We start from the raw sequence: 14201 nt of genomic DNA, 5'->3' as shown, positions 1-14201 counted from the left end.
GCTGCTCGGGTTAACCCTGGGGCGCGATGTTAACGCCGCCAACCTGACAGTCAGTTGTCAGTTTAGGGACGGATTAGCCATGCCAGAATGCCCCTTCCGGTCTCATCAAGACAGGCCGGGCGCCACCTGGGAACCCGCCCCGAGCGGGGCGACATGGGAGACAAAGCAATGCCGAATCGCGAATTGTCCGTACTGGCTTCCGGCTACACCTATCTGGAAGGACTGCGCTGGCACGAAAACCGGCTGTGGGCCTCGGACTTCTATACCGGGCAGGTCATCACGGTGACGCTGCAAGGCGCCGTGGACCGTGTCTGCCTGGTGCCCCAGCAGCCCTCCGGCCTGGGCTGGCTGCCCGATGGCCGCCTGCTGATCGCCTCCATGAAAGACCGCAAGCTGCTGCGCCGCGAGGCGGACGGCACGCTATCGGTCCACGCGGACCTCTCCGCGTTGACCGGCGGCCCCATCAACGACATGGTGGTGGACGCGCAGGGCAGGGCGTATGTGGGCAACTTCGGGTTCGACATCATGGCGGGCGAACCGGTCCGCACGACCACGCTGGTGCGCGTGGACCCGGACGGCGTGGCGCAGGTGGTGGCGGACGGGCTGTGCTTTCCCAACGGGTCGTTCATTACGCCCGACGGCAAGACGCTGATCGTCAACGAGACCTTCGCAAACCGCATTTCCGAATTCGACATCGAGCCCAATGGCGTGCTGGGCCCGCGCCGCGACTGGGCCAACTTCGGCGAGCTGCCGGCGAGCGACGACCTGACCACGCTGATCGCCGCGTCAAAGATCGCCCCGGACGGCGGCGCACTGGATGAAGAAGGCGCGCTGTGGGTGGGCGATGCCATCGGCAAGCGCATCGTGCGGGTCGAACGGGGCGGCAGGATCCTGGAACAGATCGACACGGGCGAGTTCGGCATCTTCGCGGCCGCGCTGGGTGGTCCCGACGGCAGGACGCTCTTCATGGCGGCGGCGCCGGATTTCGTCGAAGCCAATCGCCGGGCCAAACCCCAGGCCCGCATCCTGATGACCCAGGTGGACGTGCCGCACGCGGGCAGGCCGTAGGCCACAGCCCTAGGTCACAAGCGGGGCGGCAAAGGCCTGGCGTGCCGGACTTCTGGTCCGCATGGACGAGATCGCAAGGCGGGATATCAGCCGTCCCGCCCCTTGCGGTATCACCTGAATGGATAGGATACCGGCCGTTGCAAGACCTTTCTTCGATTCCCCCGTAAAATCACGCCATTCAGCAAGGCTTCAACCATCTCTCAATAGACAGTACCTAAGGAGGACCACTCATGGCCCTAGTCTCCATGCGCCAGTTGCTCGACCACGCCGCCGAGCACGGCTACGGCATTCCGGCTTTCAACGTCAACAACCTGGAACAGGTCCAGGCCATCATGGAAGCCGCGGCGGAGACCGACAGCCCGGTGATCATGCAGGCCTCGGCCGGCGCGCGCAAATACGCGGGCGAAGGCTTCCTCAAGTACCTGATCCAGGCCGCCGTTGAGTCCTACCCGCACATTCCCGTGGTCATGCACCAGGATCACGGCCAGTCGCCCAAGATCTGCCAGGGCGCGATCGACCTGGGCTTTTCCAGCGTCATGATGGACGGCTCGCTGAAGGAAGACGGCAAGACCATCGCCGACTACGACTACAACGTCGAAGTCACCAAGAAGGTTGTCGACATCGCGCACAAGCTGGGCGTGACCGTCGAAGGCGAACTGGGCTGCCTGGGCTCGCTGGAAACCATGGAAGGCGACAAGGAAGACGGCCACGGCGCCGACGGCAAGCTGACCATGGATCAGCTGCTGACCGACCCGGAACAAGCCGCCGACTTCGTGCGCCGCACGCAACTGGACGCCCTGGCGATTGCCATCGGCACCAGCCACGGCGCCTACAAGTTCACGCGCAAGCCCACTGGCGACATCCTGTCGATCTCCCGCATCAAGGAAATCCACGCCCGCCTGCCCAACACCCACCTGGTGATGCACGGCAGCTCCAGCGTGCCGCAGGAACTGCTGGCCGAAATCCGTGAATTCGGCGGCAACATGAAGGAAACCTACGGCGTGCCCGTCGAGGAAATCCAGGAAGCCATCAAGTACGGCGTGCGCAAGATCAATATCGACACCGATATCCGTCTGGCCATGACCGGCGCGATCCGCCGCTTCTTCGCCGAGAACCCCGAAAAATTCGACCCGCGCGAATACCTCAAGCCCGCCCGCGCCGCCGCCAAGGCAATCTGTGTCGCTCGCTACACGGAATTCGGCACCGCCGGCAACGCCAGCAAGATCAAGCCGCTGCCGCTGACCGAAATTGCCGCGCAATACGCGTCGGGCAAGCTGTCGCAAGTGGTGCAGTAAGGTCCCCGCCGGCGCCGCCTTCCCTGTGAAGGCGGCTCAGGCAAAAAAGGGCTGGTCCGCGAGGGCCAGCCCTTTTGTTTTGTGGACGTGTTGCGCGCCGCTTATGCCGGCGAATTGCGCCCAAAGCTCGGCACCGTCCGGTCCACGTGGTGCCACGATGGCGCCGAGTCCGTCCACAGGCTCACCTTGGAATGAAAGGCCTCGGGATCGTCCAGCGACCCCGCGCGGACCACCTCATAGCCCATGCCTTCCGAGCCGCCGAACAGCGGCGTCCCACAGGACGGGCAGAAGCTGCGCATGACGGTGTGGCCGGAGTCGCCCTGGTAGCGGTGCTCCTTGGGTTGGCCGCGCAGCAGCGTGACGGCGCCGGCGGGAAAGATCAGGGCGTGGGCTGGAGCGCCGCCGCTGGAATACTGGCAGTCCCGGCAATGGCAGGTCGCCGCGGTGATGGGCTCGTCCGTGAGGGCGTAGCGGATGGCGCCGCACTGGCAGCCGCCTGTCATGTGCACCTGCGCGTCGGCGTGGGGCATGCGCTTGGGGGAAGCATCCTGCATACGACTCTGTCTCCGGACGGGTTGCGCCGTGACGCCCGGGGGCGGCCGGCGCGAATTATGGATGGGGATCAAAGCCTAACCCGGGGTCTGGCCTGCGGCAAGGTGAACTTATTTGCAGTAATCTATGCGCTTTGCAGGAGCCGCCGCGCGGCGCCGCTCCTGCCCGGTATCCGATTTCGTTCCACTTCCCGCCCTGGCGCCCGCCCGTGGCGGGAATGTTCATTTTTGCCATAGGCCATTCCCGTGACTTCTGCTTTGCATGAATCCAGCATCAAGTCCCTGCCGCTGCTGGGACGCGGCAAGGTGCGCGATATGTACGCCGTCGGCGACGACAAGTTGCTGATCGTCGCGTCGGATCGCATTTCCGCCTTCGATGTGATCCTTGACGACCCCATTCCCGGCAAGGGACAGGTGCTGACCGAACTGACCGAATTCTGGTTGCAGAAGCTGGCGCACATCCTGCCCAACCACTCCACCGGCGTGAAACCCGAGGACGTGGTGGCGCCCGATGAGGTCGACCAGGTGCGTGGCCGCGCCGTGGTGGTCAAGCGTCTGAAGCCGATCCTGGTCGAAGCGGTGGCCCGCGGTTACCTGATCGGTTCCGGCTGGAAGGACTACCAGGCGACCGGCGCCGTGTGCGGCATCAAGCTGCCGGCGGGCTTGCAACAAGCGAGCAAGCTGCCCGAGCCCATCTTCACGCCCGCAGCCAAGGCCGAATTCGGCATGCACGACGAGAACGTGGACTTCGCGCACGTGGTCAAGGAAGTCGGCCAGGAAATGGCCGAGCGCATCCGCGACGTCACGCTCAAGCTGTACGCCGAGGCCGCCGCCTTTGCCGCGACCAAGGGCATCATCATCGCCGACACCAAGTTCGAATTCGGCCTGGACGACGATGGCACGCTGCACTTGATGGACGAAGTGCTGACGCCCGATTCGTCGCGCTTCTGGCCTGCCGACGGCTACCGCGTGGGCATCAGCCCGCCGTCCTTCGACAAGCAGTTCGTGCGCGACTGGCTTGAAACGCAAACGTGGGACAAGACGCCGCCCGCGCCGCGCCTGCCGCAGGACGTGCTGGAAAAGACCGCCGCCAAATACCGCGAAGCGCTTGACCGCCTGATCGCCTGATCGGCCTGCTTTCCAAAAAAACCGCTCCCTGCCGAGCGGTTTTTTTTTGCCCGCAGCGGTGCAACCGGCGCCTTGATACACATGCCGGGCACCCGGGCAAACCCGCAGTCTTCGCATGAAATTATTTCGGATTGTTACGCTATACTCGTGCGCTGCTTGGTTCGGGAATTCCGAGAAAAGGAGCGCTGCATGGTGATGATGCTGCCCTTTGTGACGGGGACGCTGGCAGTATGGTTTGGGCTCGTGGGCCGGCGCCGCCCCTGCGTGACGTTCTGGCTGCTGACCCTGGTCATCTTTGCCGCCTGGTGCAATTACCACATGACCAGTCCGCTGGCGTTGTCCCTGTGAAGCGCCGGCAATGATCTTTTCACGCAACCCGGCGCGCGGTTCACGCATCCTCAACGGTCTGGCCCTGCTCGGGGTCACCGCCATCCTCTGCATGGCCTTTGTCTGGCAATTCGCCTACGACGAACTGCCATGTCCGCTATGCCTGCTGCAGCGCGTCGCGCTGATGCTTGCGGGCGTGGGATTCCTCTTGAACATGCGGCTCGGCCCGTCGCCGATGCACTACGCGATGAGCATTGCGGGCGCGCTGGCCGGGATGCTTGCGTCGGGGCGTCAGGTGCTGCTGCATATTGCGCCGGGCGATGCGGGCTACGGTACGCCCTTTCTTGGCCTGCATTTCTATACGTGGGCGTTCGTCGCCTTCACGGCGATCATCGTGTTCTGCGTCGTGATGCTGTGTGTGGACCGCAAATGGGGCGACAGCATGCTCAAGAAGCCCGTGACGGCGCTGGGCATGGTGGTCATGGCCCTGTTTTTCATCGTCGCGCTGGCCAACGCCGGCAGCACCACGCTGCAGTGCGGCTTTGGCCCGTGCCCCGACGATCCGGTCAGCTACCTTTGGCTGCAAACGGCGGCCACGCCGTAGGGGCCGCCGCGCCGGGTAAAATAGCGGGCTTTCGCGGGCAGGTCCCGCGGTTTCCTGACATTTCGCGGCGCGTGCGCCGTGGTCTCAACTACTAGACACCGGTTATGACAGACCAGACTTCCGCAGCGGCGCAAGCCTCCCCCGTGGTGGGCGTGATTATGGGATCTTCCAGCGATTGGGAGGTCATGAAGCACGCGGTGACGATGCTGGAGGATTTTGGCGTTGCCTTCGAGGCGCGCGTGATCTCCGCGCACCGCATGCCGCAGGATATGGCCGAATACGGCGCCGCCGCGCACCAGCGCGGTCTGCGCGGCATCATCGCCGGCGCTGGCGGCGCGGCGCACCTGCCGGGCATGATGGCCGCCCTGACCGAGGTGCCGGTGTTCGGTGTGCCGGTCCCGTCCAAGTACCTGCGCGGCGAAGACTCGCTGCTGTCCATCGTGCAGATGCCCAAGGGCGTGCCGGTCGCCACCTTTGCCATCGGCGAAGCCGGCGCCGCCAACGCCGCGCTGCACGTGATCGCCACGCTGGCGGGCACCGACGCCGGCCTGCACGCAAAGCTGCTGGCGTTCCGCGCCCGCCAGACGCAGGCCGCGCGCGACATGAAAGTTCCGCCCGAGGCCTGACGCGTATGACTCAATCGACTTCTTTCATGATTGCGCCCGGCGGTTGGCTGGGCATGCTGGGCGGCGGGCAGTTGGGCCGCATGTTCTGTCACGCCGCGCAAAGCCTCGGCTACAAGGTGGCGGTGCTGGATCCGGCCGCCGAGTGCCCGGCCGGCATGGTCGCCGACCTGCACATCCAGGCCGCCTATGACGACGAGGCCGGCCTGGCCCGCCTGGCGCAGACCTGCCAGGCCGTCACCACCGAATTCGAAAACGTGCCCGCCGACAGCCTGCGCGCGCTGGCGACCCGTTGCCGCGTCAGCCCGGCGGGCGACGCCGTGGCGATCGTGCAGGACCGTATCGCGGAAAAGACCTTCATCGCCGCGCAAGGCATCCCGGTTGCGCCGCACGCCGCCATCCGCAGCGAGGCGGACTTGCACGCCGCGTCCGAAGCCTTGTTCCCCGGCATTCTCAAGGTTGCCCGCCTGGGTTACGACGGCAAGGGCCAGGCCCGCATCGACACCCGCGAAGAAGCCATCGCGGCCTTCGCCGAGTTCGGGGGCGTGGCCTGCGTGCTGGAAGCGCTGATGCCGCTGGATTACGAAATCTCGGTGGTGCTGGCGCGCGGCTTTGACGGCGCCAGCGTGGTGTTTCCCGTGGCGCGCAACGTGCACCGCGACGGCATCCTGGCGGTGTCCACCGCCGCGCCCGTGCAGCAGGACGCCGCCCACGCCGAACGCCAGGCGCGCGCCACCGAGGCCGCGCAAGCCATCGCGCAGGGCCTGGGCTACCACGGCGTGCTGTGCGTGGAATTCTTCGTGCTCAAGGACGGCAGCCTCATCGTCAACGAGATCGCGCCGCGCCCGCACAACAGCGGCCACTACACGATCGATGCCTGCGTCACCAGCCAGTTCGAGCAGCAGGCGCGCGCCATGGCCGGCCTGCCGCTGGGCGGCACCGACCTCCTGGCCCCGGCCGTCATGCTGAACATCCTGGGCGACATCTGGTACGCCAACGACACCGACACCGCGCAACGCGAGCCCGACTGGGCCGCGGCGCTGGCGGTGCCGTCCGCCAAGCTGCATCTGTACGGCAAGCACGAGGCGCGACGGGGCCGCAAGATGGGGCACGTCACCATCGTGGCGGCCACGCTGCAGCAGGCCCGTGACGATGCCGCCCGCGTGGCGGCCGCGCTGGGCATGCAGGCGCCCGAATAAAGCGGCGAACCGATGTCCTCCTCCACGCCCGCCACCGCCAGCGCCGCGCAAATCGCCCACGCCGCCCAGCGCATGCTGGACGGCGAACTGGCCGCCTTTCCGACCGAGACCGTCTACGGGTTGGGCGCGGACGCCGAAAATCCGCAGGCGGTTGCCAAGATCTACGCGGCCAAGGGCCGGCCGTCGAACCATCCCGTCATCGTGCATATCGCGCCCGACGGCGATGTGTCGTATTGGGCGGCGCACGTGCCGCCCGAGGCGCGTCTGCTGATCAACGCGTTCTGGCCGGGTCCGCTGACCCTGATCCTCAAGCGCGCGCCGCATATCGTGGACACGGTGAGCGGCGGCCAGGACAGCATCGGCATTCGCTGTCCCTCGCATCCGGTGGCGCAGGCGCTGCTGACGGCTTTTGCCGCCGGCAAGCCGAACGGGCAGGGCGGCGTGGCCGCCCCGTCCGCCAACAAGTTCGGGCAAGTGTCGCCCACGCGCGCCGAGCATGTGCGCAGCGAGTTCCCGGACGAAGTCGCGGCCGGCATGCCCGTGCTGGAAGGCGGCGCGTCGGAGGTGGGCATCGAGTCCACGATCCTGGATCTGTCGCGCCTGGACACGGGCGCGGGGCCCGTGCTGCTGCGGCCCGGCCACATCAGCGCCGCGCAGATCGAAGCCGTGCTGGGCGTGCAGGTCTTTGCGCCCGACGCCGCGGCGCCGCGCGCCTCGGGCACGCTGAAGGCGCATTACGCGCCGCGCACGCCGCTGGAACTGGCAAGCGACGCGCGCATGCAGGAAGTGGTGCTGGGACGCAACCTGCCAGAAGGGCGCGTCGTGCTGGTGGCCTACGGCCCGCAGCCCGCCGCCGTCGATGCGCGCGTGCAATGGCAAGCGGTGCCGGCGGACCCGGCCCGTTACGCGCAGGCGCTGTATGGCCTGCTGCGCGATCTGGACGGGCAGGGCTATGCGCGCATCATCGTGCAGGCGCCGCCCGCCACCGACGACTGGCACGCGGTCAACGACCGCATCGGCCGTGCCGCCGCCGCCTTCACGCTGGACACCACCGGCCTGTAGCCTGGCCGCTCAGGCGGCCAGGAATTCCCCGATCCGTTCAACAGCCTGCCGCAAGGGCGGCAGGAATTCTTCCTGCAAGCGCTCGAGCGGCACGCGCGCGGCCTTCACGCTGACGTTCACGGCGCCGCACGCCTTGCCGCTGGCCGAGCGCACGACCACCGAAATCGCGCGCACATTCAATTCCAGTTCCTGGTCGACCACCGCGTATCCCTGCTCGCGGATGCGCGCCAGTTCCGCACGCAGTTTTGCCTCGGTGGTCAACGTGAATTCGGTGTAGGGCTGCAGGTCGGTTGCCGCGAAATACCTTGCCAGCGCGGGCTCGGGCAACTCTGCCAGCAACACGCGCCCGATGGACGTGCAATACGCCGGCAAGCGGCTTCCCAGACCCATCGACGTGGCCAGCAGGCGGTTCACCTCCGAACGCGCCAGGTACAGCATCTCGTGGCCTTCCATGATGGCGAGCGCGCAGGTCTCGTTCACGGTGGCGCTCAGTTCCTCCAGCACGGGCTGCGCCAGCGAGACGAACGGCGTGGACGAAAAATACGCGTAGCCCAGCCCCAGGATGCGCGGCGTCAGCACGTACAGCCGGCCATGCTGTTCGGCCATGCCCAGCAGGATCAGCGTGTGCAGGCAGCGCTGCACCACCGCGCGCGGCAAGTTGGCGCGCCGGCTCAGTTCGGCGGCGGTCTGGGGATGGCGGCGGGTGCCGAACGCGCGTATGACGTGCAGGCCGCGCGCCAGCGTCAGCATGTAGTCCGGATCGCCGCGCAGCTGGTCGGGATGGTCTTCGGCCGCGGGCGGCGCGGCGTAGCCCGGAGGAGGCAGGTTCGGCAGCATCAGCCGGCACGCAGCGGCGCGCCGGTGCGCGCCTGCAATTCGGTCAGGGTCATGCCGTCGATCATATCCCGGACGACAAGCCCGTCCGGCGTCACGTCGATGACCGCGAGGTCGGTGTAGACGCGGTCCACCACGCCGGCGCCGGTAAGCGGATAGGTGCAGCGCTCGACGATCTTGGGATCGCCGTTCTTGCTGTTGTGCTCCATCATGATGAACACGCTGCGTGCGCCGACGGCCAGGTCCATCGCGCCGCCCACGGCCGGCGCTTCGTCCGGCTTGTTGAGCGACCAGTTGGCCAGGTCGCCGTTGGCGGCGACCTGCATGCCGCCCATGACACAGATGTCCAGGTGGCCGCCGCGCATCATCGCGAACGAGTCCGCATGATGGAAGTACGACCCGCCCGTCAAGAGCGTCACGGGCTGCTTGCCCGCGTTGATGAGGTCCAGGTTGATGTCGGCCTCGGCCGGGGGCGGGCCCATGCCAAGAATGCCGTTCTCGCTGTGCAGCACGATCTCGCGGCCTTCGGGCAGATGCGCGGCCACCAGCACCGGCATGCCGATGCCCAGGTTCACGTAGCTGCCGTCGGGGATGTCCAGGGCCAGGCGGCGCGCCATGGCTTCGCGGGTCAGGGGACGAAACATGCGGACTCCTGCTTGAAGGGTTGCGTCAGCTGGAAAAGGCGGCGTTGGGCACTTCGGTCACGCGCTTGACGAAGATGCCCGGCGTCACCACCGCCTCGGGCGGCAGTTCGCCCAGTTCGGCCTTGGCGCGCACCTGCACGATGGTCGTCCGGGCGGCCATGCACATGATGGGACCGAAGTTGCGCGCGCTCATGTTGTAGGTGAGGTTGCCCCAGCGGTCGCCACGGTCGGCCTTGACCAGCGCGAAGTCGCCGTGCAAGGGTTCTTCGAACACATGGCCGCGGCCGTTGATGATGCGGGTCTCCTTGCCGCGCGCAAGCTCGGTGCCGTACGCGGTGGGCGTGAAAAAGCCGCCCAGCCCGGCGCCGGCCGCACGCAGGCGTTCGGCGATGGTGCCTTGCGGCACGCATTCCAGTTCGATGCGGCCTTCGCGGTAGAGCGCGTCGAAGACCCAGGAGTGAGACGCCTTCGGAAACGAGCAGATGACCTTGCGCACGCGCCCGGCCTTGACCAGCGCGGCCAGGCCCGTTTCGTGGTTGCCGGCGTTGTTGCTGACCACGGTCAGGTCGCGCGCGCCCTGGTCGATGAGCGCATGGATCAGTTCGGTGGGCATGCCGGCGCCGCCGAACCCGCTGATCAGCACGGTGGCGCCATCGTGGATGTCCGCCACGGCGGCCGCGGGGGTGTCGATGAACTTGTCGATCATGGAGGGCTCCGATGGGGCGGGCGCCGCGGCGCCCGGCCCGCTCAGTTCACGGTGATGTTGGCCTGCTTGATGATCTCGGCGTAGCGCGCCGAGTCCTTCTTCATCAATTCGGCAAACTGCGCCGGCGTGCCGCCCACCGGCAAGAAGCCCGCATCCACGAACTTCTGCCGCACGTCGGGTTCCTTGACGATTTCGCTGATCTCACGCGCCATGCGTTCGATGATCGGCTTGGGCGTGTTGGCGGGCGCCATCAGTCCGGCCCACGAGCCGGTGACGAAACCCGGCATGCCGGCTTCTTCCATCGTGGGAATGTCAGGTTCCGTGGGCCAACGTTCCTTGCCCGTGAACGCCAGCGCCTTCAGGCGGTTCTGCTTGACGTACTGCATCGGCACCAGCACGGGATCGAACACCATGGACACGCGATTGCCCAGCAGGTCCGTCAGGATCGGCGCGCTGCCCTTGTAGGCCACGTGGGTCATCGTGATCTTGTTCTGCAGCGCGAAGTCGGCGCCGGTCAGATGCGCGCTGGAACCGTTGCCGCTGGACGCGTAGGTGAGCTTGTCGGGATTCTTGCGCGCATAGGCGACCAGTTCGGCCACGTTCTTGACCGGCAGCTCGTTCGCCACGAACAGAAACAGCGGCAGGTCCGCCATCTGCACGACCGGCGTCAGGTCCGCGGGCGTGTAACCCAGCTTGTAGAGGTGGAAGTTGATGATGTAGGCCGGCAGCATCGACAGGAACGTGTAGCCGTCGGGCTCGGCCTTGGCGGCAAGCGCCGATCCCAGGCTGCTGTTGGCGCCGGGACGGTTCTCGACGACGATGGTCTGGTTCAGCCGCGGCCCCAGTTTTTCCATCACGATGCGCGTCACGATGTCGGTGGATCCGCCCGGCGTGTACGGCACGATGATCTTGATGGGCTTGCTGGGCCAGTTGTCGGCCGCGAGGGCGGGGCCGGCGGCCAGACCGCTCGCGGCCAGCGCGGCGACGAGCAGGTTTCTGAGGGCCTGGCGGCGGTCAGTGGCCGCCGGGCGAAGGGGCTGCGACTTGCTTGCTTTTGCCATGGACTTGTCTCCTCCATGAATCGGCCGATTAGCGGTGCGCGTCCGGGTTTTTGTGTGACGCGACCGGCTTTTTTCAAAGGGCTGCGGCTTTGCTGACTATCGGACAAAGACGCAAAAAAAGTATGGCACGCGGGGATGTGCGGGGCGGCGGGGCGCCGCGGCAATAAAGTTCGATCACCGGACAGAGCGGCGTCGTTCGAGGACGACGCGCCTTACGGGTTTTCACTAGGGATTCGTGCGTTGTTCACGGTGTGGACATGCCTTAATCTGGCGGCCGGTCCAGTAAGGCGGGACCCGGTTTCAGCCGCTCCCGGTTACGAGCCCAGAGCGGCCATCTATCTCAGGAGAAGCAGAACATGAAGCGGAAATTGATGGTTGCGGCCGGCGCGATTGCCCTGGCCTGCGCGTCCCAGGCGGCGATGGCCGGTCCCACGCTGGACGCGGTGAAAAAGAAGGGATTCGTGCAGTGCGGCCTGACGGACGGCGTCTCCGGATTCTCCGCGACGAACAGCAAGGGCGAATGGGAAGGCATGGACGTGGACATCTGTCGTGCCGTGGCGGCGGCGGTGTTTGGCGATGCCTCCAAGTTCAAGGGCACCGCGCTGTCCACCCAGCAGCGCTTCACGGCGCTGCAGTCGGGCGAAGTCGATGTGCTGCTGCGCACCGTGACGCTGACGCAGACGCGCGACACGTCGCTCGGCCTGTCCGCCGTGGCCGCCAGCTTCTATGATGGCCAGGGCATCCTGGTCAGCAAGAAGCTGGGCGTCAAGAGCGCCAAGGAACTGAACGGCGCCACCGTCTGCGTGCAGCCCGGCACCACCACCGAACTGAACCTGGCCGACTGGTTCCGCGCCAATAACATCGAGTTCAAGCCGGTCGTGATCGACAAGGTGACCGAAGTCGTGCGCGCCTTTGAATCCGGCCGCTGCGACGCCTTCACGGACGACGCCTCGCAACTGGCCGCCGTGCGCGCCACGCAGGTCGCCAACCCCAACGACTACGAAATCCTGCCCGAGCGCTTTTCCAAGGAGCCGCTGGGTCCCATGGTCCGCCAGGGCGACGAAAACTGGCTGGGCATCGTGCGCTGGACGTTGTTCGCGCTGCTGGAAGCCGAGGAATACGGCATCACGCAAAAGAACGTGGATGAAATGCTCAAGAGCAAGAATCCCAACGTCCTGCGCATCCTGGGCGTGACGCCGGGCGCCGGCAAGAACATGGGCCTGGATGAAAAGTGGGCCTACAACGCCATCAAGGCGGTGGGCAACTACAGCGAAATCTTCGAGCGCAACGTGGGCAAGGACAGCAAGCTGGGCCTGCAGCGCGGCACGAACGCGCTGTGGAACCAGGGCGGCGCGATGTATCCGTGGCCGATCCGTTGAAGCGTGAACACGCATAGCGGACGGATTTACCGGTCCATTTGATCCGCGCAAGGCCTCCCTCGGGAGGCCTTGCCGTTTTTGGGCGCGCCCCGCGGGTGGATATTGCTCCTGCCGGAAAGGGGACGCCTCGGCACGTCTGCGATAGAATGCGAGCGATTCCCATTTGCAGATACCGCCCGCCGCGCCATGCTTCCGCCTTCCACGATTACCTCGGACCATCCTCTGCTGGCCCGGATCTACACCGAAGACAGGCCATGGCTGCTGGGCAGGCTCTACACCCGGCTGCGCAACCTCGAAGACGCCGAAGACGTCGCCGGCGACACGTTCGTCCAGCTCATCCAGACGCCGCGGCTCGACTCCGTGCGCGAGCCGCGCGCCCTCATCATCACCATCGCCAAACGCCTCGTCTGGAAACTGTGGCGCCGCCGCGAGCTGGAAGCCGCGTGGCTGGAAAGCCTGTTCCTCCAGGGCGAGCAGTTTGCCCCGTCGCCGCAGGAGCAGCTTGCGATCCTGCAGACCCTGCAGCAGGTGGACCAGATGCTCGACGGCCTGTCGGCGAAGGCGCGCGCCGCGTTTCTATACAGCCAACTCGATGGCCTGACCCACAAGGAGATCGCCGCCGCGCTGGGCGTGTCGGTCAGCATGGTGCGCCAGTACATCGCGCAGGCGCTGCAGCGCTGCTACGCGCTGGCGGACGCGCCATGAGTCGCGAGCAAACCGTGGCCGAGGCCGGGGACCGGGCGATCGGCTTCTGGGTCAAGCTGACCTCGGGCGAGGCGACGGATGCCGATCACGCCGCCTGTGCCGCCTGGCGCGCGGCCGATCCGGCCCATGAACATGCCTGGGCGCGGCTGCAGCAGGGCCTTAGCCAGTCCGTGGGGCGGCTGGAATCGGTCATGAAGAACGAGCGCCACGCGCTGCGTCGCACGCTGGTGCGCCCGGCGCGGCGTCGCGTGCTGCTTAACGCGGCCGCCTTGGCCGGCGCCGCGGCGGCGGGCGGCTGGGTGGCCAATCGCATCACGCCGCTGGGCAATCTTACGGCCGATCTCGGCACGGCCACGGGCGAACGTCGGACCTACACGCTGCCGGACGGCAGCCTGCTGACCCTGGACGCGCGCAGCCGCGTGGATCTGGATTTCACGGCGGACGCGCGCAACGTGCGGTTGCTGGAAGGGGCGTTGGTGGTGCAGCCGCGCACCGGTCTTTCCGCGATGTTTGCGGTGCATACGGCGCACGGGCAGGTCCGCAGCGCGGGCGCGGGCTGCATGGTGCGGCTGGAAGAGGAAGCCAGCCTGGCCGTGGCGTTGCAGAGCAGCGTCGAAGTCCTTCCGCGCGATGCGTCCCCGCTGATGCTGGCGATGGGGCAGGGCGCGCGTTTTGGCGCCGCCTGGGCGGAACGCCCGCAAGCGATGGAAGACGCCGCGTCGTGGCGCGAGGGATGGCTGAAGGTGCGCGACCAGCCGCTCGGCGAGATTGCCGCGGCGCTGGCCAGCTACCGCACAGGCGTGCTGCGCGTCAGCCCGCAGGCCGCCCGCCTGGCGGTGTCCGGTCTCTATCCGCTGGACGACACCGACCGCGCGCTGAGCGCGCTGGAACACACGCTGCCGATCACGGTCAGCCGCTATACGCGCTGGCTCACTTTGATCGACGTCCGGCCGGCCTGACCCGTTTCTTTCACTTTTTTCGCACGAGCACTGTCACTTTTCCGATCTCGCGGCAC

Annotated in this window: 16 protein-coding genes; 11 read left to right on the top strand and 5 right to left on the bottom strand. The window is 66.8% G+C overall.

All coding sequences use genetic code 11. From position 1 onward, the window contains the following. Positions 1-168 precede the first annotated feature (168 nt). Positions 169-1068 (top strand): SMP-30/gluconolactonase/LRE family protein, encoded by a 900-nt coding sequence (locus tag KVT32_RS12770; protein WP_217618313.1) that lies wholly within the window; start codon positions 169-171, stop codon positions 1066-1068. Between the two features lie 230 nt (positions 1069-1298). Continuing rightward, positions 1299-2363, top strand: a complete 1065-nt coding sequence (gene fba, locus KVT32_RS12765; RefSeq protein ID WP_056326713.1) for a class II fructose-bisphosphate aldolase — start codon at positions 1299-1301, stop codon at positions 2361-2363. Positions 2364-2464: 101 nt separating this feature from the next. Here fba and KVT32_RS12760 read toward each other — a convergent pair whose 3' ends face one another. Next, positions 2465-2917, bottom strand: a complete 453-nt coding sequence (locus KVT32_RS12760; RefSeq protein ID WP_062841696.1) for a GFA family protein — start codon at positions 2915-2917, stop codon at positions 2465-2467. Positions 2918-3160: 243 nt separating this feature from the next. Between KVT32_RS12760 and KVT32_RS12755 the strand changes: the two genes are divergently transcribed. From KVT32_RS12755 to KVT32_RS12730, 6 genes are all read left to right on the top strand, one after another. Beyond that, positions 3161-4042 carry a phosphoribosylaminoimidazolesuccinocarboxamide synthase gene (locus KVT32_RS12755; protein ID WP_056326717.1) on the top strand — a complete coding sequence of 294 codons (882 nt, stop codon included), beginning with the start codon at positions 3161-3163 and terminating at the stop codon, positions 4040-4042. A 189-nt stretch (positions 4043-4231) separates the two neighbouring features. After that, positions 4232-4390: a DUF5993 family protein gene (locus tag KVT32_RS12750; RefSeq protein WP_167427990.1), complete on the top strand. Its 159-nt coding sequence runs from the start codon at positions 4232-4234 to the stop codon at positions 4388-4390. 10 nt (positions 4391-4400) lie between these two features. Next, positions 4401-4973: a disulfide bond formation protein B gene (locus KVT32_RS12745; protein ID WP_217618312.1), complete on the top strand. Its 573-nt coding sequence runs from the start codon at positions 4401-4403 to the stop codon at positions 4971-4973. Positions 4974-5077: 104 nt separating this feature from the next. Further along, positions 5078-5599, top strand: a complete 522-nt coding sequence (purE, locus tag KVT32_RS12740) for a 5-(carboxyamino)imidazole ribonucleotide mutase (protein WP_217618311.1) — start codon at positions 5078-5080, stop codon at positions 5597-5599. 5 nt (positions 5600-5604) lie between these two features. Then, entirely contained in the window at positions 5605-6795 is a 1191-nt protein-coding gene (locus tag KVT32_RS12735; RefSeq protein WP_179689886.1) for a 5-(carboxyamino)imidazole ribonucleotide synthase, read from the top strand. Positions 6796-6807: 12 nt separating this feature from the next. After that, positions 6808-7857, top strand: a complete 1050-nt coding sequence (locus KVT32_RS12730; RefSeq protein ID WP_152385314.1) for an L-threonylcarbamoyladenylate synthase — start codon at positions 6808-6810, stop codon at positions 7855-7857. 9 nt (positions 7858-7866) lie between these two features. On the opposite strand, the gene KVT32_RS12725 is transcribed toward KVT32_RS12730, so the two are convergent. The 4 genes from KVT32_RS12725 to KVT32_RS12710 are packed head-to-tail and all read right to left on the bottom strand — an operon-like array spanning position 7867 to position 11102. Continuing rightward, positions 7867-8694: an IclR family transcriptional regulator C-terminal domain-containing protein gene (locus tag KVT32_RS12725; protein WP_056326726.1), complete on the bottom strand. Its 828-nt coding sequence runs from the start codon at positions 8692-8694 to the stop codon at positions 7867-7869. Then, on the bottom strand, positions 8694-9335 hold the full coding sequence (locus tag KVT32_RS12720; RefSeq protein WP_217618310.1) for a 3-oxoacid CoA-transferase subunit B: 642 nt from the start codon (positions 9333-9335) through the stop codon (positions 8694-8696). The genes KVT32_RS12725 and KVT32_RS12720 overlap by 1 nt, the downstream gene beginning before the upstream one ends. 25 nt (positions 9336-9360) lie before the next feature. Next, positions 9361-10041, bottom strand: a complete 681-nt coding sequence (locus KVT32_RS12715) for a 3-oxoacid CoA-transferase subunit A (protein WP_062841702.1) — start codon at positions 10039-10041, stop codon at positions 9361-9363. A 41-nt stretch (positions 10042-10082) separates the two neighbouring features. After that, a complete protein-coding gene (locus tag KVT32_RS12710; RefSeq protein ID WP_152385312.1) occupies positions 10083-11102 on the bottom strand; it encodes a tripartite tricarboxylate transporter substrate binding protein in 1020 nt (339 codons plus the stop codon). 356 nt (positions 11103-11458) lie between these two features. On the opposite strand from KVT32_RS12710, the gene KVT32_RS12705 reads away from it, so the two are divergent. The 3 genes from KVT32_RS12705 (at position 11459) to KVT32_RS12695 (ending at position 14145) form a co-directional block, all read left to right on the top strand. Next, positions 11459-12481 (top strand): amino acid ABC transporter substrate-binding protein, encoded by a 1023-nt coding sequence (locus KVT32_RS12705; protein ID WP_056326734.1) that lies wholly within the window; start codon positions 11459-11461, stop codon positions 12479-12481. A 186-nt stretch (positions 12482-12667) separates the two neighbouring features. Beyond that, positions 12668-13186 carry a sigma-70 family RNA polymerase sigma factor gene (locus tag KVT32_RS12700; RefSeq protein ID WP_175155097.1) on the top strand — a complete coding sequence of 173 codons (519 nt, stop codon included), beginning with the start codon at positions 12668-12670 and terminating at the stop codon, positions 13184-13186. Then, entirely contained in the window at positions 13183-14145 is a 963-nt protein-coding gene (locus tag KVT32_RS12695) for a FecR domain-containing protein (RefSeq protein WP_217618309.1), read from the top strand. Before KVT32_RS12700 ends, KVT32_RS12695 begins: the two co-directional genes overlap by 4 nt. Positions 14146-14201: the final 56 nt, after the last annotated feature.

Origin of the sequence: Achromobacter sp. GbtcB20 (assembly GCF_019091095.1) — a bacterium.
In the GTDB taxonomy this organism is placed as follows: Bacteria; Pseudomonadota; Gammaproteobacteria; order Burkholderiales; family Burkholderiaceae_B; genus Achromobacter; species Achromobacter mucicolens.
Note: the sequence above shows the minus strand (reverse complement) of the source record. Positions and strands in the feature narration are given on the sequence as shown.

Coding starts and splice junctions, on each gene's coding strand:
- KVT32_RS12770 (WP_217618313.1), top strand. CDS start 169: ATGCCGAATCGCGAATTGTCCGTACTGGCTTCCGGCTACACCTATCTG.
- fba (WP_056326713.1), top strand. CDS start 1,299: ATGGCCCTAGTCTCCATGCGCCAGTTGCTCGACCACGCCGCCGAGCAC.
- KVT32_RS12760 (WP_062841696.1), bottom strand. CDS start 2,917: ATGCAGGATGCTTCCCCCAAGCGCATGCCCCACGCCGACGCGCAGGTG.
- KVT32_RS12750 (WP_167427990.1), top strand. CDS start 4,232: ATGGTGATGATGCTGCCCTTTGTGACGGGGACGCTGGCAGTATGGTTT.
- KVT32_RS12745 (WP_217618312.1), top strand. CDS start 4,401: ATGATCTTTTCACGCAACCCGGCGCGCGGTTCACGCATCCTCAACGGT.
- purE (WP_217618311.1), top strand. CDS start 5,078: ATGACAGACCAGACTTCCGCAGCGGCGCAAGCCTCCCCCGTGGTGGGC.
- KVT32_RS12735 (WP_179689886.1), top strand. CDS start 5,605: ATGACTCAATCGACTTCTTTCATGATTGCGCCCGGCGGTTGGCTGGGC.
- KVT32_RS12730 (WP_152385314.1), top strand. CDS start 6,808: ATGTCCTCCTCCACGCCCGCCACCGCCAGCGCCGCGCAAATCGCCCAC.
- KVT32_RS12725 (WP_056326726.1), bottom strand. CDS start 8,694: ATGCTGCCGAACCTGCCTCCTCCGGGCTACGCCGCGCCGCCCGCGGCC.
- KVT32_RS12720 (WP_217618310.1), bottom strand. CDS start 9,335: ATGTTTCGTCCCCTGACCCGCGAAGCCATGGCGCGCCGCCTGGCCCTG.
- KVT32_RS12715 (WP_062841702.1), bottom strand. CDS start 10,041: ATGATCGACAAGTTCATCGACACCCCCGCGGCCGCCGTGGCGGACATC.
- KVT32_RS12710 (WP_152385312.1), bottom strand. CDS start 11,102: ATGGCAAAAGCAAGCAAGTCGCAGCCCCTTCGCCCGGCGGCCACTGAC.
- KVT32_RS12705 (WP_056326734.1), top strand. CDS start 11,459: ATGAAGCGGAAATTGATGGTTGCGGCCGGCGCGATTGCCCTGGCCTGC.
- KVT32_RS12700 (WP_175155097.1), top strand. CDS start 12,668: ATGCTTCCGCCTTCCACGATTACCTCGGACCATCCTCTGCTGGCCCGG.
- KVT32_RS12695 (WP_217618309.1), top strand. CDS start 13,183: ATGAGTCGCGAGCAAACCGTGGCCGAGGCCGGGGACCGGGCGATCGGC.